The 25755-nt window shown below is 39.5% G+C and carries 23 protein-coding genes and 1 other annotated feature; of the genes, 14 read left to right on the forward strand and 9 right to left on the reverse strand.

What is annotated here, in order from left to right; genetic code table 11:
• Positions 1–8 precede the first annotated feature (8 nt).
• Positions 9–1676, reverse strand: coding sequence for an energy-dependent translational throttle protein EttA (gene ettA / locus M998_RS13675; protein WP_068909368.1), 1668 nt, complete (start codon positions 1674–1676; stop codon positions 9–11).
• Positions 1677–2314: 638 nt separating this feature from the next.
• On the opposite strand from ettA, the gene M998_RS13680 reads away from it, so the two are divergent.
• From M998_RS13680 to trpR, 4 genes are all read left to right on the forward strand, one after another.
• Positions 2315–2596, forward strand: a complete 282-nt coding sequence (locus M998_RS13680) for a type II toxin-antitoxin system RelE/ParE family toxin (RefSeq protein ID WP_068909369.1) — start codon at positions 2315–2317, stop codon at positions 2594–2596.
• Positions 2597–2606: 10 nt separating this feature from the next.
• Complete coding sequence (locus M998_RS13685; RefSeq protein ID WP_068439151.1) at positions 2607–2885, forward strand: HigA family addiction module antitoxin; 279 nt, start codon at positions 2607–2609, stop codon at positions 2883–2885.
• Between the two features lie 209 nt (positions 2886–3094).
• Complete coding sequence (gene sltY, locus M998_RS13690) at positions 3095–5011, forward strand: murein transglycosylase (protein ID WP_068909371.1); 1917 nt, start codon at positions 3095–3097, stop codon at positions 5009–5011.
• 179 nt (positions 5012–5190) lie between these two features.
• Positions 5191–5508: a trp operon repressor gene (trpR, locus tag M998_RS13695; RefSeq protein WP_068439659.1), complete on the forward strand. Its 318-nt coding sequence runs from the start codon at positions 5191–5193 to the stop codon at positions 5506–5508.
• Between the two features lie 85 nt (positions 5509–5593).
• Here the strand turns inward: trpR and yjjX are convergent, their stop codons facing one another.
• Positions 5594–6130, reverse strand: coding sequence for an inosine/xanthosine triphosphatase (gene yjjX / locus M998_RS13700; RefSeq protein ID WP_068439155.1), 537 nt, complete (start codon positions 6128–6130; stop codon positions 5594–5596).
• Positions 6131–6182: 52 nt separating this feature from the next.
• On the opposite strand from yjjX, the gene gpmB reads away from it, so the two are divergent.
• Positions 6183–6827 carry a 2,3-diphosphoglycerate-dependent phosphoglycerate mutase GpmB gene (gene gpmB, locus M998_RS13705; RefSeq protein WP_068439157.1) on the forward strand — a complete coding sequence of 215 codons (645 nt, stop codon included), beginning with the start codon at positions 6183–6185 and terminating at the stop codon, positions 6825–6827.
• Positions 6828–6873: 46 nt separating this feature from the next.
• On the opposite strand, the gene robA is transcribed toward gpmB, so the two are convergent.
• Complete coding sequence (robA, locus tag M998_RS13710) at positions 6874–7806, reverse strand: MDR efflux pump AcrAB transcriptional activator RobA (protein ID WP_068909373.1); 933 nt, start codon at positions 7804–7806, stop codon at positions 6874–6876.
• Positions 7807–8123: 317 nt separating this feature from the next.
• On the opposite strand from robA, the gene creA reads away from it, so the two are divergent.
• A complete protein-coding gene (gene creA, locus M998_RS13715) occupies positions 8124–8618 on the forward strand; it encodes a protein CreA (protein ID WP_073889967.1) in 495 nt (164 codons plus the stop codon).
• 137 nt (positions 8619–8755) lie between these two features.
• Here the strand turns inward: creA and arcA are convergent, their stop codons facing one another.
• On the reverse strand, positions 8756–9472 hold the full coding sequence (arcA, locus tag M998_RS13720) for a two-component system response regulator ArcA (RefSeq protein ID WP_068439161.1): 717 nt from the start codon (positions 9470–9472) through the stop codon (positions 8756–8758).
• A 1101-nt stretch (positions 9473–10573) separates the two neighbouring features.
• Here arcA and thrL point away from each other — a divergent pair.
• The 4 genes from thrL (at position 10574) to thrC (ending at position 15417) form a co-directional block, all read left to right on the forward strand.
• Positions 10574–10642, forward strand: coding sequence for a thr operon leader peptide (thrL, locus tag M998_RS20175; protein WP_071599685.1), 69 nt, complete (start codon positions 10574–10576; stop codon positions 10640–10642).
• Positions 10581–10701 (forward strand) — a sequence feature (Thr leader region). It overlaps the preceding gene by 62 nt.
• Positions 10702–10725: 24 nt before the next feature.
• A complete protein-coding gene (thrA, locus tag M998_RS13725) occupies positions 10726–13185 on the forward strand; it encodes a bifunctional aspartate kinase/homoserine dehydrogenase I (protein WP_068909375.1) in 2460 nt (819 codons plus the stop codon).
• A gap of 3 nt (positions 13186–13188) precedes the next feature.
• The gene (gene thrB / locus M998_RS13730) at positions 13189–14118 is read left to right on the forward strand and encodes a homoserine kinase (protein WP_068909377.1); all 930 of its coding nucleotides are present in this window, start codon (positions 13189–13191) and stop codon (positions 14116–14118) included.
• A gap of 3 nt (positions 14119–14121) precedes the next feature.
• Entirely contained in the window at positions 14122–15417 is a 1296-nt protein-coding gene (gene thrC, locus M998_RS13735; protein ID WP_068909378.1) for a threonine synthase, read from the forward strand.
• 102 nt (positions 15418–15519) lie between these two features.
• Here thrC and M998_RS13740 read toward each other — a convergent pair whose 3' ends face one another.
• The 5 genes from M998_RS13740 to M998_RS13760 all read right to left on the reverse strand — a co-directional run bounded on the left by M998_RS13740 (position 15520) and on the right by M998_RS13760 (position 19396).
• Positions 15520–16173: a hypothetical protein gene (locus M998_RS13740; protein ID WP_197467540.1), complete on the reverse strand. Its 654-nt coding sequence runs from the start codon at positions 16171–16173 to the stop codon at positions 15520–15522.
• 55 nt (positions 16174–16228) lie between these two features.
• Positions 16229–16474: a hypothetical protein gene (locus tag M998_RS13745; RefSeq protein ID WP_068439170.1), complete on the reverse strand. Its 246-nt coding sequence runs from the start codon at positions 16472–16474 to the stop codon at positions 16229–16231.
• 258 nt (positions 16475–16732) lie between these two features.
• The gene (locus M998_RS13750) at positions 16733–17200 is read right to left on the reverse strand and encodes a PcoE/SilE family metal-binding protein (protein WP_068439172.1); all 468 of its coding nucleotides are present in this window, start codon (positions 17198–17200) and stop codon (positions 16733–16735) included.
• 131 nt (positions 17201–17331) lie between these two features.
• A complete protein-coding gene (locus M998_RS13755) occupies positions 17332–18720 on the reverse strand; it encodes a Cu(+)/Ag(+) sensor histidine kinase (protein WP_068909380.1) in 1389 nt (462 codons plus the stop codon).
• Positions 18713–19396 carry a heavy metal response regulator transcription factor gene (locus M998_RS13760; RefSeq protein ID WP_068439176.1) on the reverse strand — a complete coding sequence of 228 codons (684 nt, stop codon included), beginning with the start codon at positions 19394–19396 and terminating at the stop codon, positions 18713–18715. Before M998_RS13760 ends, M998_RS13755 begins: the two co-directional genes overlap by 8 nt.
• Positions 19397–19561: 165 nt before the next feature.
• Between M998_RS13760 and M998_RS13765 the strand changes: the two genes are divergently transcribed.
• Genes M998_RS13765 through M998_RS13780 form a run of 4 tightly spaced genes read left to right on the forward strand, consistent with a single transcriptional unit; the run spans position 19562 to position 25731 of the window.
• Positions 19562–20953, forward strand: coding sequence for an efflux transporter outer membrane subunit (locus tag M998_RS13765; protein ID WP_068909382.1), 1392 nt, complete (start codon positions 19562–19564; stop codon positions 20951–20953).
• Positions 20954–20967: 14 nt separating this feature from the next.
• Positions 20968–21309, forward strand: coding sequence for a copper-binding protein (locus M998_RS13770; protein ID WP_068439180.1), 342 nt, complete (start codon positions 20968–20970; stop codon positions 21307–21309).
• 15 nt (positions 21310–21324) lie between these two features.
• Positions 21325–22593, forward strand: a complete 1269-nt coding sequence (locus M998_RS13775) for an efflux RND transporter periplasmic adaptor subunit (RefSeq protein ID WP_068909384.1) — start codon at positions 21325–21327, stop codon at positions 22591–22593.
• 3 nt (positions 22594–22596) lie between these two features.
• Complete coding sequence (locus M998_RS13780; protein WP_068439183.1) at positions 22597–25731, forward strand: efflux RND transporter permease subunit; 3135 nt, start codon at positions 22597–22599, stop codon at positions 25729–25731.
• The last annotated feature ends 24 nt before the right edge of the window (positions 25732–25755 follow it).

A 25755-nucleotide genomic window follows, 5' to 3' on the forward strand; every position in this document is an offset into this window, starting at 1 on the left:
AAAATAAGCTACTTAACCATTCTTTTATATTTGATTCTGTGCGGCTGAAGTGCTTCAGCGCCTAAAGTGCGTTTTTTATAATCTTCATATTCAGAGAAGTTACCTTCGAAGAACGTAATATTACCTTCATCTTGATAATCAATGATATGTGTTGCAATACGGTCAAGGAACCAACGGTCATGGGAAATAACCATGGCACAGCCCGGGAACTCTAACAAGGCGTTCTCAAGCGCTCGCAAAGTTTCGATATCAAGGTCGTTGGTTGGTTCATCGAGAAGCAGTACGTTACCGCCAACTTGCAGCAGTTTTGCTAAATGCAAACGTCCACGTTCACCACCAGATAGCTCGCCAACGCGTTTACCTTGGTCAATACCTTTAAAGTTAAAGCGGCCAACGTATGAACGGCTCGGGATCTCAAAGTTACCGATACGCATAATATCTTGACCGTTAGAAATTTCTTCCCAGACAGTCTTGCTATCATCCATGGAATCACGGAACTGATCGACAGAGGCAATTTTAACAGTATCACCTAAAGAGATAGAACCTGAATCGGGTTGCTCTTGGCCTGAAATCATGCGGAATAGCGTCGATTTACCTGCACCGTTAGGGCCGATAATACCGACGATAGCCCCTTTGGGAACTGAGAAACTCAGGTTATCGATCAGTACGCGGTCGCCGTAGGATTTGCTCAAGTTTTCGATTTCGATGACTTTATCACCTAAGCGAGGTCCCGGTGGAATGAACAGTTCGCTGGTTTCGTTACGTTTTTGGTACTCAACGTTATTAAGCTCTTCAAAGCGAGCCAAACGCGCTTTACCTTTCGATTGACGACCTTTTGGATTCTGACGGATCCACTCGAGCTCTTTTTCGATAGATTTACGACGAGCCGCTTCGCTTGATGCTTCTTGCGCGAGACGTTCATCTTTTTGTTCCAACCAAGAAGAGTAGTTACCTTCCCATGGAATACCTTCACCACGGTCAAGTTCAAGGATCCAGCCTGCTACGTTATCAAGGAAATAGCGGTCATGGGTAATCGCCACGACAGTTCCTTCATAGTCATGTAAGAAACGCTCTAACCAAGCAACGGATTCAGCATCCAAGTGGTTAGTTGGTTCATCGAGCAGCAGCATGTCCGGTTTTTCAAGCAACAGACGGCAAATGGCCACACGGCGGCGCTCACCACCCGATAAATTTTCAACTTTTGCATCCCAAGGTGGGAGGCGTAGCGCGTCAGCTGCCCGCTCTAGTTGATTATCAAGGTTATGACCATCTTGTGCCGAAATAATCCCTTCAAGGATACCTTGCTCTTTAGCTAATTTATCAAAGTCAGCATCAGGTTCGGCATAAGCAGCATAAACTTCATCCAAGCGAGTCAATGCATTTTTAACTTCACTAACCGCTTCTTCTACCGCTTCACGCACGGTATGTTCAAGATTCAGCTTAGGTTCTTGAGGCAGATAACCAATTTTAATACCTGGTTGAGGACGAGCTTCCCCCTCAATGTCAGTATCAATACCCGCCATAATGCGCAGTAGGGTTGATTTACCTGCTCCGTTAAGACCTAAAACACCGATCTTTGCGCCAGGAAAGAAGCTTAAAGAGATATTTTTTAAAATATGACGTTTCGGTGGAACAATTTTTCCAACCCGATACATAGAGTAGACGTATTGAGCCAATTTATTTTACCTTTTGTTTTATAAAGGGAATTTTGAAGTTTTTATTTGTTTATAATGCTTAAGCATTAATGCGTCGAAAAGCATTTGATAAACAGCAATAAATTGTTTGGTAGAACTATACCTTAACATGTGTGGATCATCCATCCCTCCCCATCATACTTCGAGCCGCAGCGTTGTTGGCTACGCTCGTTAACCTCAGTCACATACTTGTGTATGCTCCTAAGGATTAACTCTCTTGCCGCCTAGCTGCAACACGAATTATAACGGGGAGGATGTCGCATACTCCGAGCCGCAGCGTTGTTGGCTACGCTCGTTAACCTCAGTCACATACTTGTGTATGCTCCTAAGGATTAACTCTACTTGCCGCCTAGCTGCAACACGAATTATAACAGGGAGGATGTCGTATACTCCGAGCCGCAGCGTTGTTGGCTACGCTCGTTAACCTCAGTCACATACTTGTGTATGCTCCTAAGGATTAACTCTACTTGCCGCCTAGCTGCAACACGAATTATAACGGGGAGGATGTCGCATACTTCGAGCCGCAGCGTTGTTGGCTACGCTCGTTAATCTCAGTCACGTGTTTACTTTATGAACTGCTTTTCGTATAGTGATGCTATACGCTATACAGGGAGTTTGCCGTGATAAAAAGTTTTAAGCACAAAGGAATAGAGCGGTTTTTTAAAACGGGAATAACATCGGGTATTCAAGTAAAGCATATAACTAAACTACGGATACAGTTAACGGCGCTGAATACGGCTAAAAAACCTAACGACATGTCTGCGCCGAGTTGGAAGTTACATCAATTAAAGGGTGCTGATTTACAAAATCATTGGTCAATATCCGTAAATGGAAATTGGCGGTTAACGTTTAAATTTGAGGGTGAGAATGTCATTCTCGTCGACTACCAAGATTATCATTGAGAGGAAGATGATGAGCAAAATGCATAATCCAGAGCATCCAGGTTTAGTATTACGCGAATATTTAGATGGTATTTCTGTCACTGACGCAGCAAAAGCATTGGGTGTGACTCGAGCTACTTTATCTCGAATTTTGAATGGAAATAGTGGAATTTCAGCGGATATGGCATTAAGGCTTGAAATTGCGCTAGGGACGAGTGCAGAAATGTGGGTTAATATGCAAGCCCAGTATGAATTATGGCAAGCAGCCCAAGGTACAAGGCCTGTTGTAAAGGCAATCTTTGCGCACTGATTGCTTAGGTAAATGGTCATACTTCGAGCCGCAGCATTGTTGGCTACGCTCGTTAATCGCTTCAAATCATCACTCTTTCGTAAAAGACTGTAAACTCGGTTAATTCAAGAAATCTCCGCTGTTGCTCATTGAAAACTTTCGGTAGCATTAACATCATTAATATATATTTCGTTAGGGTTCTGACTAAATTTGGCATGGAGCGAGTGGATATGAAACGTTGGTTGGCGGCAGTTCCAGTGACGATGATGCTGGTATCCAGCACAGTATGGGCAGATTCTTTGCAGGCGCAGCGTGAGCGCTACCAAGCGATTAAAGTCGCTTGGGATGCTAAAAAAATGGATGAAGTGGAGCGTTTAATGCCCACTTTATATGAATATCCATTGTATCCTTATTTGGCTTATCGTGAATTGACGCAAGACCTTGATATTGTCTCTCCGAGTCAAGTTCAAGAATTTATTAATACCTACCCAACCTTACCGGTCGCAAAAAATTTAAAAACACGTTTTGTGAATGAATTAGCGCGTCGCCAAGAATGGAAATCACTGCTTGCATTTAGTCCGGAAGCACCAAAACCGGCAGAGGCTCAATGCAACTTTTACTTTGCAAATTGGGCTGAAGGTAACAAACAAATTGCTTGGCAAGGGGCAGAAAAAGCATGGTTGAACGGGCGTTCGATGCCGTCGGCTTGTGACAAACTGTTTAATGAATGGGAAAAAGCAGGTTATTTGACCTCTGAAATGATCCTTGAACGTATTAGCCTTGCGATAAAAGAAGGAAATACCGCGGTCGCAACCTACCTAGCAAAACGTTTACCGGCAAATTATAAAACTATCGGTGATGCTTTAGTTAAGCTACAAAACGATCCTGCATCAGTGGTCACCTTTGCTAAAACCGTTACTCCGACTGACTTTACTCGCCAAGCAACCCTTGCTGGCTTTAGCCGCTATGCAAGACAATCACCTGATGAGGCACGCGCTGCATTACGGGGTATTAGCTCGGCACAGAAAATGAATATGGCTGAAAGCCAGCAAATGAAAGACAGTATTGCTTGGCAATATATGGGGGATGTAACGCCGGAACAGGCGACGTGGCGCGATGAAACCATTCGTGAAACTAATTCCACATCGCTCAAAGAACGTCGTGTCCGTTTAGCATTAGGGCAAGGGGATAAAGCGGGTGTAGCAACATGGCTTAAACAATTGCCTGCTGAAGCTAAAAATAAAGAAGAATGGCAATATTGGCAAGCCATTACTTTGCTTAATGAAGGTAAAAAAGCCGAAGGGGAAACCATTTTACGTCAGCTCACAGAAAAACGTGGCTTTTACCCGATGGCGGCAGCACAAAAGCTGAATATTAGTTACCCAGTGAATGTTCAAAGTGCGGTTAAACCCGATGATAGCGTGGCTAAATTGGCACAAGTACAGCGTGTACGTGAATTGATGTATTGGGAAATGGATAACCTCGCACGTTCAGAGTGGGTAAGCTTAGTCGCATCATTACCAGCAAATCAACAAGAGCAATTAGCCCGTTATGCATTCGACAATAAATGGGCCGACTTGAGTGTTCAAGCCACTATTACTGCGAAATTGTGGGATCACTTAGAAGAGCGTTTCCCGTTAGCATGGGATAAAGAATTTAATCAATACACTAAAAATAAAGCTATCCAAAAAAGCTATGCGATGGCAATTGCACGTCAAGAAAGTGCTTGGAATCCACAAGCGCGTTCTCCTGTTGGCGCAACGGGACTAATGCAATTAATGCCTGCGACGGCGAAGCATACAGCGCAAAAGCAAGGTATCAGCGATTACGTGAATGTGAGCCAGCTAACCAATCCAACTAAAAACATTGAGATAGGAACTGCGTATCTTGATGATGTTTATCAACAGTTTGGTAATAATCGTATCTTAGCGAGTGCGGCTTATAATGCCGGTCCTTCTAGGGTTAATCGTTGGTTAGGCAATAGTGCAGGGCGTATTGATGCGATAGCCTTTGTCGAAAGTATTCCGTTCTCTGAGACTCGTGGTTATGTGAAAAATGTTTTGTCATATGACTTGTTCTATCAACACTTTATGGGACAGAAAGGCGCAACAGTCTTGAATGATAATGAGTGGAATATGAAATATTAACCTTCACAATATTTCATATTCGCTGAAATTGCCGACTCGGGGCTCATATCGAATTATGTGACCCGAGATGGCCTATTTTAGAGAATATGAGTGAAAGTTGAATAGTTTCATTTATTGGTGATTTATTGGAACGATGTGTTATTATTTGTACTAGTTAAATAGTATGGATGGACAAAATGATGACTGCGGATAACCAACATGACCCGGCATTAACTGCCGATGAAAACGATGACTGGCAACGTTTTGTGAACCTGTTGCAGTTGGCATTTGAGCAAAATATCCAGCATTCGGTTCTTCAGTTATTACTGACACCTGATGAGCGTACCGCACTGGCGACTCGTGTAAGGATAGTGCAAGAGTTAATGCGAGGGGAAATGAGCCAAAGGGAATTGAAAAATGAGTTAGGTGTAGGAATAGCGACGATAACACGGGGTTCGAATAGTTTGAAGTCGGCGCCCATTCCGGTTAAAGAGTGGTTAGAATCTAAATTACTTTGATTTCCTATTATATTGTTATTTAATCAAAAAACAGGGCTCCTAATTATAGAGCCCCTAGATGCAATTTAAATTATTTTGAGTATAATTAATCTTCTATCTGGTTTAGCTCTTTATAAATTTCGTGCTTAATAGGAACTAAGGCCAGTATCAAGGCTTGTTGGTAAACACTCGTGCGTGTTAACACGCCATCAGTGAAGAAACCAATAGCACCGCCTTGCTGTTTGATATTATCAATACCGGTCAGAAACGCCATTTCATCACCAAGTTCACGACCTTCGCGGATACCTGCCAGAATTTTCTCTGGGATCATAATACTTGCAGAACGAGATTCCCCGCGTATTTGCTTGTGCTCGATAACAATCCAAGCAAAAGTCATATCATCTTCAATACCCGCTTCGATACCGACCCAAAAATCAGCTTCTGGGCGAACTTGCCTTGATGCCATCACACGTTGTCTTGCACCTGTGCGGGTTTCATTATTACCGATAGGTTGTTGTGGAACGCTGCTATCAACATTAATATCTTCAATTTGATAACTGCCAGGCCCAAAAACAGCATCGAAAGCAAGATGAATTGCTTTAATTTTGGCAGGATTAGTCGTTGCAGCTATAACTTGGTACATTAATTATTTTCCTTTGAACACATACTTCGAAAAGTAATAACGGAACACATCTATGTTACAGGTTTATCTTGTTCGCCATGGCGAAACTGAATGGAACGTGGCTCGTCGCATACAGGGACAATCTGATAGCCCTCTGACAGCCACTGGAAAACTGCAAGCTCAGCAGGTTGCCAAAAGAGTTAAGTCAGAAGGTATTACCCATATTATCACTAGTGATATGGGTCGCACACGTGAAACTGCACAAATTATTGCAGATGAGTGCGGATGTGAAATTATCACAGAACCGCGCTTACGTGAACTAAATATGGGTGTTCTTGAACAGCGAAAAATAGAATCCCTCACGCTGGAAGAAGAACAATGGCGTAAAAGCTTGATCGACGGCACTCAGGGTGGGCGTATTCCTGAGGGAGAGTCCATGGAAGAATTATACTCTCGTATGTTTGCTGCGCTCAATTCTTGTCGTGAATTACCCGAAGGTAGTCGCCCACTTCTAGTGAGTCATGGGATTGCGCTAAGCACACTTGTGAGCCGAATTCTTGGGGTTCCTGCTTATTCTGAACGACGTCTACGCCTGCGTAATTGTTCTCTTTCTCGAGTGGATTATCAGAACAGCCCTTGGCTGGCGAGTGGATGGATTGTTGAAACGGCAGGGGAAGTGACTCATTTAACCCAGCCCGCATTAGATGAGCAGCAATAGTGAGGCGAAAAATAGGGAGCTTCAACATCTTTGAAACTCCCGATTATTAGCGTCGAGCTTTTACTGACATATCTGTTTTTATAGGAACACCTGTTTTTATAGGAACATAGTAGTCAAATGCGTTGATATGCGCTTTAGGGTCGTCATTACGAGCTTCTTTCGGATCAATATCTTTGATTTTATAGTGTTCAATATCATAGCCAGGCCGACGTGTTAAATTCAGCTTAGGCAAATAAACCCCATATATTTGATACAAAAATTCTTGTAAAGCGTCTCGCGTTGCTTCACCACTAAAGCTAAATTTCACATACTCACCAGCGGGAATGGTGACATGGCTGTATTGCGTCGTATTAAAGCTCGCATCTTCCGGTCTAACTGCGGTGGTATAAAAAACAGTTTGCTCGTCTTCTTTTTCTGCATTATGGATCGCATGATGCAAACCAAAAACTTCCGAGGCTACCTGTGTGGTGTGATCTAAATAGTAATGCCAGAATGACTGACGCATCGCAGAGCAAGCGGTTGACCATTCTTCCAATGCATATGAGCAACTTTGCTCTAAGCCAACTAGCGGTTGTTCTGGCATTTGGATAAATTCATGATCCACATGCTTATGATTATCTAAAATAATCGGTGGACAAATACCCGTAGCGCACCACTCTTCACTACGACGATAAAAAGCCGGCGTTAGGTTAAATTGTTTCTTAAACGCACGGGTAAACGTTTGTTGCGAGTCAAAGCGGTATTGCAACGCAATATCAAGAATCGGGCGGCTAGTTAAGCGAAGTGCAACTGCGGCACGAGAAAGTCTTCTGGCTCGAATATAAGCACCAATCGCTTGCGAGGTAACGTCTTTGAACATTCTTTGTAAATGCCACTTAGAGTAACCTGCTTTAGCGGCGACATTATCGAGTGATAGTGGCTTATCAAGGTTATCATCTATCCAACGAAGAAGATCGCGAATAATATTAGTTTGATCCATGTATATCCCTAGCCAATGCGACTGATAGAACAAATACGGGTTATCAATGAGTAGCTATTCTATATCAAGTTACCTTTTTCGTTTATAGTAAATGAGTTGTATTTGAAATTTTGTTACAAAAGATAATGGTTGCGTTTTTAATTGTTATATATACAAACTCATTTAGCGTTACAAGTAGGCACCAAGCGAAGATAGCCGATTAGCAGAGTTAAACGATATGATTCGGGTAACGAGGTATGCTGTAACTTGAAATATGATGAGGTATAGGTACTAACAGTTAGGGACACTGCGCGTTTAAGCATAAAAGGAAATCCTACATGCGTTTTTCCACGTTAAAAAAAATGACATTAAAAAATATTGTCCTCGCCTCCTTTTTGTCGGTAATACCGATCAGTACTGTATTTGCAGAAGAAATCGGCTCAGTGGATACCGTATTTAAAATATTTGGACCTGACCATAAAATCGTCGTGGAAGCATTTGATGATCCGGATGTTGAAAACGTGACCTGTTATTTGAGCCGTTCTAAAACAGGGGGGATCAAAGGGGGTTTAGGTTTAGCGGAAGACACTTCGGATGCGGCTATTTCATGCCAACAAGTCGGGCACATTGAGTTAAGCGAACGTGCTAAACGTAATCCGAAAAAAGGCCAAGTAGTTTTTCAAAAAAGAACCTCTTTAGTCTTTAAAAAGCTCCAAGTTGTCCGTTTTTATGACCCAAAACGCAATACGCTAATTTATTTAACCTATTCGGACAAAATGATCGACGGCTCTCCAAAAAATGCCATCAGCGCCGTGCCGATTATGCCGTGGTAAGCATGATATAAGTTAACAAAGTAAAACCTACCGCTAAAAAATGATAGCGGTGGGTTTTGCTGCGATTTTTTGTTCAAATGAAACATAAAAAAAAACCGCAATCTTAAGATTGCGGTTTTCAATACTGGCGCAGTTATTTACTCGTCTAAATCACCACAAAAACGATAACCTTCACCATGGATAGTGGCGATAATTTCAGGTGTATCAGGTGTTGATTCAAAATGCTTACGGATACGACGAATAGTTACGTCAACCGTTCTGTCGTGAGGTTTTAATTCACGGCCAGTCATTTTTTTCAGCAAGTCAGCGCGAGTCTGAATTTTACCTGGGTTTTCGCAGAAATGTAACATCGCACGGAATTCGCTGCGCGGTAACTTATAATGCTCACCTGTTGGGCTAACCAATGAACGGCTATTAATATCGAGTTCCCAGCCATTAAATTTATAGCTTTCGACTAAACGACGTTCTTCCGTTCCACCCGCCAGATTCATCGTGCGAGACAGCAGGTTGCGAGCACGGATCGTCAGTTCACGTGGATTAAACGGTTTAGTGATGTAGTCATCAGCACCAATTTCAAGGCCAAGAATTTTATCAACTTCATTATCACGGCCAGTCAAAAACATCAGTGCAATACTCTCTTGCTCACGTAATTCACGTGCAAGCAGAAGACCATTTTTACCGGGTAAGTTAATATCCATGATGACAAGGTTGATGTCATGTTCGGACAGAACATTATTCATCTCTTCACCATCAGTGGCTTCATGAACCACATAGCCTTCCGCTTCAAAGATACTTTTCAGCGTATTGCGTGTGACAATCTCATCTTCAACAATCAAAATGTGTGGGGTCTGCATAGTTGCTACCTAAAGTATTAAAATAAAAATACTGAACTCACAAGCCGTTTTCAGTTAGGTGGTTATTGATATTTTTCTCTGAAAAAACAGGTTTATGAGTATAAATTTGTCCATTAAATTTAACAGTGACTTTATGTTGCCTCTTTGGGCAAAAGATTCAAAAAATGAACCAAAATATAAGCACTTTCCCAATATTGGGCTGTTAACAGCAATATAACAGCTAATACTGCATTTACCACCTAAAAAACTAACTTTTGTTGATACATATCAAAATCAATTGTAGCACGTTAACAAAAATTGTTAGGTAGAGAATTATATAAATTAACAGAGCATTTAGGTATCAGATAGAGGCTAAAAATATCGGATAGGTTCAAGGAAGGGGCTGGCTTTGGTATGGAAATAAACAACTAAGCGATAAGCCACCTAAATATACCATTATAAATTATATCGGATTTGTGACTTGGCTCTTATTCTGAATGGTTATAACAAGCGGTATCAATGGGTGCATGATTTTACTGTTATCAACCCAAGATACTAATGAATTAAGTTGGGGCGATTTTTTATCGTTATAAGTGTGTTCATTTGGATATTTTATTTCTGTTTTTTCTTTTTAATTACATTTTATTTACATAATGACGTTTGTGCCGCTCAAAAATATTTATCGAGATAGTGCAATATCCACATAAGATATAATCTTAGAGATAGATTAGATAAGTAAATTGACTCGGCGGCTAAAAAAGGGAATTGGTTACCCTAAGTTATATTTTTAGCTTGCTTATTGAATGATTTTTCGCATTTTTGCTTTTAGAATAAAAAGGGAGCAAAAATGAATAAAAATTATGTTTGCTTATTTTATAACCATAAAAACAAATAAATATCTAAAAAAATATATTCCTAATTATTTTGAATTATGTAGCGATTAAATCTACTGTGCGATTTCAATCTCACTATTTGTGGGGGTATTTCTTTTTTAACTAGAAGATTTCACATTGAAAATAGATGCTTTTTTATGTGATCTTGAGCAAAAAAATTTGACATTTTTGGTCAATTGCTTTAACCGTATAAGGAGAAAGCTAATGAATCAAGAGACAGACAGAATCTATGCGTAATATCAGCCTGACAACGATTATTATTACCACCACCGTAACCACAGGAAACGGGGCGGGCTGACGCATCCAAAAAATAAAAACGAAAAAGCCCGCATCCAACAAGATGTGGGTTTTTTTTTGGCGCTAATTCAGGAGAGAAATACCATGCGTGTGCTTAAATTTGGCGGTACTTCGGTTGCAAATGACCAACGGGTACTCAATGTTGCTGACATCGCGGAGAGCAAGTTAGCGGATGGACAAGTGGCTCTGGTGTTATCAGCACCGGCAAAAATCACTAACCATCTGGTTGCTATGATTGAAAAAACAGTTGCAGGTCAAGATGTCATCACGCATGTGAATGATGCCGAAATGATTTTTGCAAATCTTTTAAAGGGACTAAAAGAGCAACAACCCGGTTTTGATTATGAAAAACTAAAGAAACTGACTGAACAAGAATTCGCGCAAATTAAACAAGTACTGCATGGTATTACTCTTCTCGGCCAATGTCCTGATAGCATCAATGCATCGATAATCTGTCGGGGTGAAAAATTATCGATTGCCATTATGGAGTCAGTATTAAAGGCTCGTGGTCACAAGGTCACGGTAATTAACCCGGTTGAAAGCTTGCTTGCCAATGGGCATTATCTTGAATCCACCGTTGATATCAATGAATCCACAAAGCGCATTGCTGAATTAAATATCCCTAAAGATCACTTTATTTTGATGGCTGGCTTCACGGCGGGCAATAATAAAGGAGAGCTTGTCGTCTTAGGGCGTAATGGATCCGATTATTCGGCTGCTGTTTTAGCGGCTTGTTTACGTGCCGATTGTTGTGAAATTTGGACCGATGTGGATGGCGTTTATACTTGTGACCCACGCCTAGTACCGGATGCAAGGTTACTGAAAGGTATGTCCTATCGAGAAGCGATGGAGCTTTCGTATTTTGGTGCCAAAGTTCTCCACCCTCGCACTATCGCGCCAATTGCGCAATTTCAAATTCCTTGTCTAATTAAAAATACAACCAACCCAAGTGCGCCAGGCACATTAATAGGTAATGGCCAAACGGATGACAGCACGCCAGTCAAAGGGATTACTAACTTAAATGATATGGCGATGATCAACGTATCAGGCCCTGGTATGAAAGGGATGGTGGGAATGGCTGCCCGCATTTTCTCTGTGATGTCGCGTAAAGGAATTTCGGTCGTTCTGATCACTCAGTCCTCTTCTGAATATAGCATTAGTTTTTGTGTGCCACAGGGGGAACTGCAACGTGCTCGTGCTGCACTTGAAGAAGAGTTCTATTTGGAACTTAAAGATGGCGTATTAGAGCCGCTCGATATTATGGAGCAGCTCGCTATCATTTCTGTTGTTGGTGATGGTATGCGTACACTGAAAGGCATCTCAGCGCGTTTCTTCTCGGCATTGACTCGTGGCAACATTAATATCGTTGCCATTGCTCAGGGCTCGTCAGAGCGCTCTATTTCAGCGGTTATTGCCAATGAATCAGCGACTGCCGCAGTCCGTTTATGTCATCAGATGCTATTCAATGCGGAACAAATCATTGAAGCCTTTATTGTGGGCATCGGTGGTGTGGGTAATGCATTGATTGAACAAATCCGTCGCCAGCAACAATGGTTGAAACAAAAGCATATCGACTTGCGTGTTTGCGGTATCGCAAACTCAAGGGCAATGTTGACCAATATGCAGGGTATTGATCTGGCGAATTGGAAAGAAGAATTAGCTCAAGCTAAAGAGCCTTTTAGTTTAAGTCGCTTGATTCGATTAGAGCGTGAATATCACTTTTTAAATCCTGTGATTGTTGACTGTACTTCGAACCAAGAAATTGCTGAACAGTATGTGAATTTCTTGAACGATGGTTTTAACGTTGTAACACCGAACAAAAAAGCCAATACATTATCGATGGACTATTACCATCAACTGCGTGTCGCGACAGAGAAATCTAAACGTAAATTCCTCTATGATACTAACGTTGGTGCGGGGTTGCCGGTTATTGAAAATCTGCAAAATTTACTTAATGCAGGGGATGAACTGGCTCACTTTAGCGGGATCCTTTCCGGTTCACTGTCCTTTATCTTTGGTAAACTTGATGAAGGTATGTCGTTATCCGCGGCAACAACCCTTGCGAAAGAAAAAGGCTTTACTGAGCCAGACCCACGTGATGATTTATCCGGTATGGATGTTGCACGTAAATTGTTGATCCTTGCTCGTGAAGCAGGCTATGAATTAGAACTTAACGATATTGAAATAGAACCTGTTTTACCTGCTGATTTCGATAGTTCTGGAAGTGTGATTGAGTTTATGGCGCGCTTACCACAACTTGATGAGCAATTTGCTCAGCGTATAAAAGCGGCAGAAGCAGAAGAAAAAGTGTTACGCTATGTGGGTCTGATTGAAGAAGGCCGTTGCCAAGTTAAAATGGTTGCTGTTGATGGTAATGATCCGCTCTTCAAGGTGAAAAATGGCGAAAACGCACTGGCTTTCTATACGCGATATTATCAACCAATTCCTTTAGTACTAAGAGGTTACGGTGCTGGTAATGATGTTACTGCTGCTGGTGTATTTGCAGATATGTTACGTACCCTGTCATGGAAATTGGGAGTTTAAGAAGTGATTAAAGTTTATGCACCCGCTTCAATTGGTAATGTTAGCGTCGGGTTTGATGTGCTTGGTGCGGCTGTATCGCCAGCAGATGGCTCATTATTAGGTGATTGTGTCACCGTTGAGGCTGCGGAGACCTTTTCTCTGACAAATAAGGGAACATTCGTTTCGAAGCTGCCTAAAAAAAATGAACACAATATTGTTTATCAGTGCTGGCAATTATTTTGTGAACGCCTTGGCAAACAGCTCAATGTTGCGATGACCCTCGAAAAAAATATGCCAATTGGTTCAGGACTCGGCTCAAGTGCTTGTTCTGTTGTGGCGGCATTGATGGCTCTGAATGAATTTGCTGATAAGCCTTTTGATCAAACCCAACTATTAGGCATGATGGGGGAATTAGAGGGGAGAATTTCAGGTAGTGTGCATTATGATAATGTAGCACCTTGTTATTTAGGTGGTTTGCAACTAATTATCGAGCAAAATAGTATTATTTCTCAGCCAGTGCCGGCCTTCGAAAATTGGTATTGGGTGATGGCATACCCAGGAATAAAAGTCTCAACAGCAGAGGCGAGAGCGATCTTACCAAATAGTTATCCACGCCATGATATTGTCAACCATGGGCGCTATTTATCGGGCTTTATTCATGCATGTCATACTAACCAACCATTGCTTGCAGCGACGATGATCCAAGATGTCGTTGCTGAACCTTACCGTACTCAATTGCTACCGGGCTTCGCTGAAGCACGCCAAAATGCGAAAGAAATCGGGGCATTGGCTTGTGGTATTTCAGGCTCAGGGCCAACACTATTTGCTATTTGCGATGATAAAGTTATCGCAGAAAAAATGGCAGACTATTTGCAACAACATTACATTCAGAATAATGAAGGCTTTGTGCATATCTGCCGTTTGGATCTCGCAGGGGCAAGGATAATAGGGTAAACGATGAAACTGTATAATTTAAAAGATAACAATGAACAAGTCAGCTTCGCGCAAGCAGTAAAACAAGGACTTGGTAAGCAGCAAGGTCTGTTTTTTCCACAAGACTTACCTGAATTTAGTGCGGACGAAATAAACGAATTATTAAAATTAGATTTTGTCACGCGCAGTAGCCGTATTTTAAGTGCATTTATTGGTGAGGAAATACCTCAAGATGAATTAGCCGCAAGGGTTAAAACAGCTTTTGCTTTTCCTGCACCTATCGCAAAAGTGGAAGATGATATTGCAACATTGGAACTTTATCACGGCCCAACGTTAGCATTTAAAGACTTTGGTGGGCGCTTTATGGCGCAGGCGCTGGGGCAAGTTGCAGAGGGGTTGCCTGTTACCATTTTAACGGCAACTTCAGGGGATACTGGCGCGGCGGTTGCTCATGCTTTTTATCGTTTGAATAACGTGCAAGTTGTTATCTTGTATCCAGAAGGGAAAATTAGCCCACTACAAGAAAAACTATTTTGTACATTAGGTGAAAATATTCACACCGTTGCAATCAAAGATGACTTTGATGCATGTCAGGCACTGGTAAAGCAATCATTTGATGATGAAGAGCTCAAAAAAGCGCTGTATTTAAATTCAGCTAACTCTATCAACATTAGCCGTTTATTGGCGCAAATTTGTTATTACTTTGAAGCAGTTGCCCAAATTCCTGAAGAGAAACGTTCACAGTTGGTGATTTCTGTTCCAAGTGGTAACTTTGGTGATTTAACGGCAGGATTATTAGCCAAATCAATGGGGCTGCCCGTTAAGCGCTTTATTGCTGCAACCAATGTGAATAATACGGTTCCTCGTTATTTAGTTGATGGCCAATGGAAACCGCATCAAACGGTAGCAACACTGTCGAATGCAATGGATGTTAGCCAACCCAATAACTGGCCACGTATTGAAGAATTATTCCGTCGTAAGGGATGGTCATTAAAAGAATTAGGTTACGGCACGGTGAATGATGAAGTAACAAAAGAAACGGTACGTGAACTTGATAAAAAAGGTTATTTATCAGAGCCGCATGCAGCCGTTGCTTATCGAGTACTACGTGACCAGCTGCAAGATGGCGAGTATGGCTTATTCTTAGGCACCGCGCACCCAGCTAAGTTTAAAGAGAGTGTCGAGGCTATCTTAAATAAAGAGCTACCGTTACCAAAAGAGCTTGCAGAGCGTGCAGAGTTACCCTTGTTGTCACACTTTTTACCTTCTGATTTTGCAAAATTACGTGAGTTTCTAATGAAGCTTGCACCTAAGCAATAATCGAAAATATAAATAAAAACGGAAGCTTAGGCTTCCGTTTTTATTTGAACGAGGAAGCCTAAAAAAAATGATCCATATTACGACATCACTGATTATTTTTATTTAGGTTGAGCTGATCCCGTTAGAACCATTTTGCCCTCCATTAGAACCGCCTCGACCGCCTTTTCCTCCTTGACCCCCTGTTGAGCTTGAATTGCCACCATTGCCACCATTCCCATTACCGGAACCATCCCCTCCATCGCCTCCATTCCCTCCGTTTTGCCCCCCATTACCGCCATTTCCACCGTTTCCATTCGCTGAACCACTGCCGCCATTACCGCCATTCCCACGCCCATCTCCATTACCGCCATGGCCACCGTTACCTCCGTTGATACCACCACTTCCTCCATTGCCACCATTCCCATTACTCCCTGGAGAAGCGTTTCCACCATTACTACCGTTACCGTTTACTCCCCCATTACCGCCATTTCCACCATTTTGACCTTCACCGCCAGAACCGCCATGACCACTGCCAGAATTTTGGCCGTTTTGACCATTATTGCCATTGCTTCCGTTATTCGCATTATGACTTTGAGCATGAAATTTTTTACTGTTCATTTGGATGCATAGCTTTTTAATGGGTATTTCAATTATGCTTGATGAGTTATTTAAGGAAGGGCAGGTTAGTGAATTTTGTATTAAGGGCATTGAGTTACTTGATGCAGTCGCGATAATAAAAAGTAATGCACTAAATAATAATATAATTTTATAAATCATATGTTTCTCCATTCCCCCTCTTATGAGGGAGGGGGAATAAAATTAATGAGACAATTTAATTACCATTACCACCATTACCGCCGTTTCCACCATTCCCCCCGTTACCTCCGTCATTACTGTTACCGCCACTACCCCCGTGTCCGCCATTACCACCATTACCGCCATTATTTTTAAAATAATCAATGGAGATTTGGCTTGATATTAATTTGGCTTGTTGATGTAGAGATGAGCTTTTAATATTATTTGCAGATGCTAATAGTGGGAATAATAAAGTTAAAAATATAATAGATACTTTTTTCATATAAATACCTCTGGTTAGCTTGGATTTAATTAACTGCATGGAGAGTGTAATTTATCAGAGGTAATAATCAATAAGCGATTAAGGTAATCACGTAATTAAATTTATGGATGGAGGTGTGAAAGTTAATAATATAGTTTATTTATGTTTTTTGATTATATATTTATTTCTATTATGGATTTTGGCTTTACTTGTCCATTAGTGTAGGGTTAAATAAAAAGCCATATTATTAATAAATAACTAATATGGCTTAGAGGGTAATTAGTTCATTTGTTTTAAGTGGTCAGCTATCTCGCGTTGAATTGTTTCTGATGCGCTATTATTACGCAAAGATAACATCACTATGGCTTTCTCATGTTCATTCATATCAGCAAATGTTTTAGCCGTTTCTGATGGGCTATTCTTGAAGTTTGATGATTGTTGTTGATGTTTTTTTATCATTTTATCCATCATAGGAGAGGTGTTATTTTCTGAAAAACTGAGTGAAATTGCTGTTTGAGCATGGCTGTCTAAATCATTAAATTTTTCACCTTGAGCAATATTGCTATCTACTCTAATACCGGCTTGATTTAAATGGCCTTTAATTGCTTTTTGGTTTGATACTGAAGTATTGTTTTCAGTAAACATTAATGCAGTTGCAGCATTGGTGTGCATATTAATATCAGTTTGTGCCTGAGCAATGTTAAATGTGAAAAGAGATAGACTCAGTGCAAAAATAATCTGTTTCATGGTAAATCCTTATTGAATGAAATGAATTTCGTTGTGGCTATAATAAGGTTTTACTTCTGTCATAATGCTGACAGGTAAATGACAAAATTGCCATTTACCACTATTATGATAAAAACTAAATTTTATAACTTTTATATGGTATTAGGTATAAATAAAGTAAATCGGGTGGAATAACTATCCGAAGTTACTTTAATTGACCCCTTGTGCGCTAAAATAATTGATTTTACGATGGCTAAGCCAATACCACTGCCTTCATTTTTACGTTGTCTGGATTGATCAACTCGATAAAAACGGTCAAAGATTTTAGGTAAATGCGCCTCTGGGATTTTTTGACCTGGATTACTAATAATAATTTCAATTCCATTTTTTAGATTTGAAATATTAATACTAATCGAGTCTCCTTTAGGAGTATAACGAATTGCGTTAGAGAGCAAATTCGTTATTGCCCTTCTCAACATATCCTTATCCGCGAATATAAGCTGAGCCTCACCGATCAACTTAAGTTTTATCTCATTATCTTCAGCTAAAAATTCAAAATAATCGAAAATTAATTCTATTTCAGTTTTGATATTGATCAGTTTCTTTTCGGGAATAAGCATATTATCGTCAGCTTGTGCTAAAAAAAGCATATCCGAAATCATACGAGAAAGTCGATTGTATTCTTCTAAATTTGAGTAGAGAACTTCTACTAACTCTTCTTTCGTGCGATTTTTATTTAATGATATCTGCGTTTCTGTCATTAAGTTGGTAATAGGCGTTCGCATTTCATGGGCAATATCGGCAGAGAAATTAGTTTGCCGAACAAAAACATCTTCAATTTTAACTAACATTTGATTAAATGAAATAGTTAATTGCTTTAGTTCATTTGGCACCGTCTCAGGGTCTAAGCGAATACTGAGATTCTCAGATGTAACAGTTTTAATTTTATCACTCACATCTTTTAATGGTTTTAAGCCGTTTATAACTAATATATAGACTACAAAAATAGTGAATAAGCACAGTACAATTGCGCTAATGATTAAGCTATTAATTAGAGAATTGAGATAGTCATGATGAAAATTAAGGGATAGAGCAGTAACCAATCGGTATTGCTTTGGGGTGCTATCAAAATTAACATCGATATAAGACTCTGATAATCGGTAGTTCTCCAAATATTGTTCAGTATTATTTTTTGCTGGATTATATTCTTTTAGTCGTTGAATAATATCACTATCGGCATTAGGTGAGGCTAATACATTACCCTCATTATCATCAAGATAAACAATAATATCTTGATGTTCGCTAACAATTGTTTTTATACGATTTAAATGCTCATTTTTAGGATGAGTGTTTTCACTTAATAACCCGCTGATGGTTAAATTCATTTGATTCAGAGTGTATTCATCTTGTTGTTTAAAATGTAAAACAACGGAATTGATCATGATCCAACTGAATAATAATAAGGCAAGAGATAGAGCTATGCTGATCAAAAAAATGAGACGGGTAGAAATAGATATTGGTGATTTAAATAATTTACTCATCTTGTGGGATCTCAAGTAAATAACCCATCCCTCTGATTGTATGGATCAATTTTGGTTCATAGTTCAGATCGATTTTTGATCTGAGTCTTTTTACTGCAACATCAATGACGTTAGTGTCACTATCAAAATTCATATCCCAAACTTTTGATGCAATGAGCGAACGAGACAATACTTCGCCTTGATGTAATATAAAAAACTCTAATAATGAAAACTCTTTACTGGTTAAGGTTATTTTTTCATTTGAGCGAGAGACCCGTCGTTTAATTAAATCGACATGTAAATCTGCAATGGTAAATTGTGTTTTCTGAATATTATTATTACCACGGCGTAATAATGTTCTCACGCGAGCCAATAATTCTGAAAAATCGAAAGGTTTGACTAAATAATCATCCGCACCTAATTCTAGTCCTTTAACACGATGTTCTACATTCCCTAATGCAGTTAACATCAAGATTGGCGTATTTTTTCCTAAAGTACGTAGATTTTTTGCAATATCCCAGCCGTTGATATCAGGCAGCATTACATCAAGAATAATTAAATCATATTCTTCTGTAGATGCTAAATGAAGACCCGAGATCCCATTTTCAATTGCATCAACAATAAAACCAGATTCGGTTAAACCTTTAGATAAATATTCTCTGGTTTTTTGTTCATCTTCAACAATAAGTAATTTCACAGTCGCCTCAATGCTATGCAGATAATATCTTGACCAATACCATTCTAAGCACTGAAACATCGAAATGTAAAATGACAAATTTGTCATTTTCATGTCATGAATCTATCAGCATCTATTTTTTACTATAGCTAAAAATACAAATAAACATTGAGGCATGGCTATACCATGTATTTTCCTAAAAAATTATTACCAAAAATTGTATTGGTAGCTGGTTCGTTATATCTCAGTGGATGTGTTTCCCTTGCCCCTGAATATCAACGCTCAGGCTTAAAAGTACCTAATCATGTCGAAAACGATCCTACTTCGTTGGTGCAAGGTAAGCCTAGCGAATTATCCATTCCAAGCTGGCAAGCGTTTATTGTTGAACCCCAATTACAAAAAACAATTCAGCTTGCACTGAATAAAAACAATGACTTATATCTAACCGCCTTAGAGGTGGAAGAGGCTAGAGTACGCTTTGGTATAACAGCATCTGAAAAATACCCGCAAATTATGGCATCAATGGGGGGAGACTATAGTCGAGGTTTCAATAGCGACTCTTCATTAGAAAAAAAGTATAGCTCTGGTGTTGATATTAGTTATGAACTGGATTTTTTTGGTCGTATAAAGAATTTATCCGAAGCGGATAAAGCTAAGTTCTTAGCTTCTCAAGAAATGAACCGTGCGACACAAATAATCACAATAAAAACAGTCGCAGAAGCTTATCTTGATGTTATTTATAATCAGCAATTGCTGTCGATCGCTGAAGAAACTAAAGCAAATTATCTTAATAGCCAATCCATCGTTATGCAAAAAATTGTGGCAGGTAAAGCGAATCTTTCAGATTTAGAACAGGCCAAAGGCCAAGTGCAGTCTGTAGATATACAAATTGAAAAGATAAGAAGCGAAATTACGAGAAATAAAAATTTAGTCGATTTTTTGACTAATGATTATACAGATAAAATAAATTTCCAAGCATCAAGCTATGTACCTATAACTGTTCCATACAATATTCCATCAGGGGTTTTACTTAAACGTCCTGATGTCATGGCCGCAGAGCAAAATATTATTGCAGAAAATGCCAATATTGGTGTAGCAAGAGCGGCATTCTTTCCTTCTATTTCTTTTAATACGGGTATAGCGAGTAGTAATGATTCTTTATCTGGGCTATTTGATTCATCAAATGGTGTTTGGAATTTTTTGCCAAAAATTACATTACCTATTTTTACCGGTGGCAAAAATAGTAAAAATTTAGAGTTGGCAAATATTAGAAAAAATAAAGCCATTGTTAATTACGAAAAAAGTATTCAGGTCGCATTTAAAGAAGTGAAAGATACATTAACGATAAAATCAAGTTTAGAGAAACAACTTTTATCGCAAAAAAATTATGTGAATACTTTAAATAATATTTTGACTCAAAAACAAACCAGTTACCATTATGGTGGGATAAGTTACCTCGATGTACTTGAAGCTCAAAGAGATTTATTCACAGAAAAACAAAATTTATTATTATTAGAAATTGAACAACAGAAGAATGAAATTAATTTGTTCTCTGCCCTTGGTGGCGGATTAATTTAAAAATAAGGATTCATATGAAAAAGTTAAATAAAGTCGTTTTTGCTCTATCCCTTACCTTCTTCACAGCTATTGGGTATGCAAATGCTCTTGAGCATAACCATTCGGTTTATCCTGAACATACGGCTGAACCGATTATAAATACAGAAGGTAAGTTAATATCTATCGATAAAGAAAATAAAAAACTCACTATAAATCATAAAGAAATCGAGAGTATTGGCTGGCCACCAATGACAATGCGGTTTACCTATGAAAATGAAAAAATGATAGATGGACTTAATGTCGATGATGAATTGAAATTTTCTTTTTCCCAAAAAGGTAATATTTCATTATTGAAGTCTGTCGAAAAGAAAAACTAAATAGGTAGAGATGTTATGTCAATAGTTAATCTTAGTAAGCTGCTCTTAGTTATTATTTTCTCTAGTGCAGTTTCAATATTTCTTTACCGTTATTTTTTTTCGGTCGATCAAAATATTGAAAAAACAGAAAAAAAGGAACGCACAGTTTTGTATTGGTATGACCCTATGTATCCCAATACTAAATTTGAGCAACCGGGTAAATCACCTTTTATGGATATGGATTTAGTCCCTAAATATGAAGAAGAGCATTCATCTTCTACTCATAGTCAGGGCATTACAATTAATCCGGCTCAAACCCAAAATTTAGGGCTTAAAACGGTTGATGTGAAATGGGGAAGATTAAACTATGACTTAACATTTCCGGCTGAAATTGCATTCAATGATCATCAATTTGCGGTAGTACAAGCACGGGAAAATGGTTTCGTCGAAAATGTTTATCCATTAACCATTGGCGAAAGAATTCAAAAAGGTGTTCCTATTGCTGATTTGACGATACCGGCATGGGTTGAAGCTCAAAGTGAATTCCTTGCATTGAAACAAATGGGTGCGGCTCAAACGGATCTTAATAGTGTTCTTGAGCGTTTGCGCCTAAATGGAATGCCAGAAGAAGCCGTAACTCGTTTTATTAAAACAGGAAAAGTACAAACTCGTTTTGTGATTAAAGCACCTATTTCAGGCGTAGTTACTGTTTTAAATTTACGTCAAGGAATGAACGTAACAAAAGAAGGTGTAATTGCGCAGATTCAAGGAACTAACCCGCTTTGGATTAATGCCTCAGTATCTCAATCAATTGCAGATTTATTGAATAAAGACGTTCAATTTACAGTTTCTATTCCCGCTTATCCAACCCATAAGTTTGTAGTAAATAATTGGCTAATATTACCCAGCGCGGATGTCGCTAGTCGCACAATTAATATTCGTGCCGAAATTAAAGATGATACTTACTTATTAAAACCGGGTATGACAGCGTATTTAAATCTAACAGCCGAAGGGAATGAAAGTATGTTAATTCCTTCTCAAGCGATTGTTGATTCAGGTAAAGAGCAACATGTTATTGCCGTTGGGGAAAATGGTGAATTTATCCCTAAGAAAATTCGTATGATTAATGAATTTCAACAAATGGCAGCAATTTCAGAAGGACTCCAAGTTGGTGAGCGTATTGTTACGCAAGGTATATTCCTTATCGACTCTGAAGCGAATATTGCTGGCGCTCTTGAGCGAATGAATGCACTGCCTAGTAAAGAAGTCTCTGCTAATCATTCATCACATGAAGCTCAGGGGTAAAATATGTTGGAATGGATTATTCGCCGCTCAGTTGCAAATCGTTTTCTGGTTTTAATGGGCGTTGTTTTTTTAGTTATTGCAGGGATATGGAGTATTAAAAATACCCCTGTAGATGCCTTGCCTGATTTATCTGATGTGCAAGTGATCATCAAAACAACCTATCCGGGACAAGCGCCACAATTAGTTGAAGACCAAGTCACTTATCCAATTACAACGACGATGCTTTCCGTTCCGGGTGCCAAAACAGTTCGTGGTTTTTCCGCTTTTGGCGATTCATATGTCTATGTTATTTTTGAAGATAACACAGATTTATATTGGGCTCGCTCACGGGTTTTAGAGTATTTAAATCAGGTACAAACGAAGCTACCTAAAGGAGCTATCGCGTCGATTGGCCCTGATGCGACAGGAGTGGGTTGGATATTTGAATATGCGTTGGTTGATAAAACGGGAAAACATAATTTAGCTGAGTTACGTTCTTTGCAAGACTGGTTTCTTAAATATGAATTAAAAGCTCTGCCTAATGTGTCGGAAGTTGCGACCGTTGGTGGTGTTGTTAAAGCTTATCAAATCATTGTCGACCCTTTAAAGTTAACCCAATTCTCAGTCACTTTACCTGAAATCAAGCAAGCGGTAGAGATGGCAAACCAAGAGGCGGGCGGTTCTTCCATTGAAATCGCTGAAGCGGAATACATGGTGAGAGCCAGCGGTTATCTTCAATCGATGGATGATTTTAATAAAATATTTCTTAAAACGACGCAAGCTGGCGTACCTATTTATCTACAGGATGTCGCCCGAGTTCAGGAAGGGCCTGAAATGCGCAGGGGCGTGGCTGAACTGAATGGTGAAGGTGAAGTTGTTGGTGGTATTATTTTATTACGGTCGGGGGAAAATGCCCGTGACGTTATTGATAATGTAAAACAAAAGCTTACGGAGCTTAGTGCCAGCTTACCTGAGGGTATTGAAATCGTGACAACTTACGATAGAAGTATCCTAATTGATAATGCAATTGATAACTTAAGCTATAAATTGCTTGAGGAATTTATTGTCGTGGCATTAGTCTGCGCTATTTTCCTATGGCACTTCCGCTCTGCATTAGTGGCAATTATATCATTACCTTTAGGCTTATTTATTGCCTTTATCATCATGCGTTACCAAGGAATAAATGCAAATATTATGTCTCTCGGTGGGATAGCTATTGCAATAGGTGCGATGGTTGATGCTGCGATAGTGATGATCGAAAATGCCCATAAAAAATTGGAAATATGGCAACACCAAAATGAAGGTAAATCGTTAGATAATAATCAGCGTTGGAAGATTATTACCGATTCAGCGGTTGAGGTAGGACCTGCGCTATTTATTAGTTTGTTGATTATAACGTTATCTTTTATTCCTATTTTTACTTTAGAAGGTCAGGAAGGGCGTTTATTTGGGCCGCTTGCTTTCACAAAAACCTATGCAATGGCGGGTGCAGCCGCATTAGCTTTAATTGTGATCCCAATTTTAATGGGATATTGGATCCGTGGAAAAATCCCGAGTGAGAATAAAAATCCACTAAATCGTTTTTTAATTTCAATATACAGCCCAGTCTTAATAAAAGTGTTGGCTTGGCCTAAAACTACGTTATTGATTGGTTTTTTCTCATTATTTACCGTGATATGGCCATTAAAACATTTAGGTGGGGAATTTCTTCCGTCGATTAATGAAGGTGATTTATTATACATGCCTTCAACGTTACCGGGGGTATCGCCTGCCCAAGCGGCATTTTTATTGCAAAATACCGATAAACTGATCAAGACAATTCCAGAAGTGGATACTGTATTTGGTAAGGCTGGAAAAGCTGAAACTGCAACGGATTCAGCGCCAATGGAAATGATAGAAACCACTATCCGATTGAAGCCGCAAGACCAATGGCGTGAAGGAATGACGCTGGATAAAATCATTGAGGAACTCGATGAGACCGTGCGATTACCAGGAGTCGCTAACCTTTGGGTTCCGCCCATTAGAAACCGTATTGATATGCTATCAACGGGGGTAAAAAGCCCGATTGGGATTAAGGTTTCAGGTAAAGATCTTGAAGAAATCGATGCATTAGCCAAAGAAATAGAAAAGGTCACTAAATCCGTTCCCGGCGTGGTTTCAGTTCTTGCAGAACGACTTGTTGGCGGGCGCTATATTGATGTAAAAATCGATAGAGAAAAAGCGGCACGTTACGGAATGAGTATTAGTGATGTACAAGCTTATATCTCAATGGCAACCGGTGGCGAAATGATCGGTGAAACGATAGAAGGTATTGAACGTTATCCTATTAGTATTCGTTATCCTCAAGATTATCGAAATAGTGTTTCTGCTATGCGCTTGTTACCTATTTTAACACCAAATAAACAGCAGATTGTCTTAAGTGACGTAGCTGATGTTATGGTGCAAATGGGCGCACCAATGTTGAAAACAGAAAATGCGCGACCAACCAGTTGGATTTATATTGATGCGCGTGGCAGAGATATGGTTTCTATTATTTCCGATATTGATAAAGCGATTAAAGATAATATTCAAATGAAGCCGGGAGTAAGCTATTCATTCACTGGTCAATTCGAGTTATTGGAACGCGCAAATCAAAAATTAGCCCTCATGGTTCCTGCAACCATCATGATTATTTTTGTTTTATTGTATTTAGCTTTTAGGCGGTTTAGCGAAGCTCTGCTTATTTTACTCAGCTTGCCATTTGCATTGGTTGGTGGAGTTTGGTTTTTATACTGGATGAATTTTAATTTATCTGTTGCAACTGGAACGGGATTTATTGCCTTAGCCGGTGTTGCTGCTGAATTTGGTGTCGTGATGCTCATTTATTTAAGACACGCGATTGAAGATAAAGAAAAGGCCCAAGATATTTCTAAATTATCAACCAAAGATTTGGATGCGGCACTTTATGAAGGCGCGGTGTTAAGGGTTAGGCCAAAAGCAATGACCGTGGCGGTTATTTTAGCGGGTTTATTGCCAATTTTGTTGGGGACAGGTGTTGGTTCTGAAGTCATGAGTCGCATAGCTGCACCAATGATTGGTGGGATGATAACAGCACCATTATTGTCACTATTTATTATTCCAGCAGCATACAAATTGATTTGTCAGTTTAGAAATAAATGACAACGATGAATTTTTATCAACGTC

This window comes from Providencia heimbachae ATCC 35613 (assembly GCF_001655055.1).
GTDB classification, from domain to species: domain Bacteria; phylum Pseudomonadota; class Gammaproteobacteria; order Enterobacterales; family Enterobacteriaceae; genus Providencia; species Providencia heimbachae.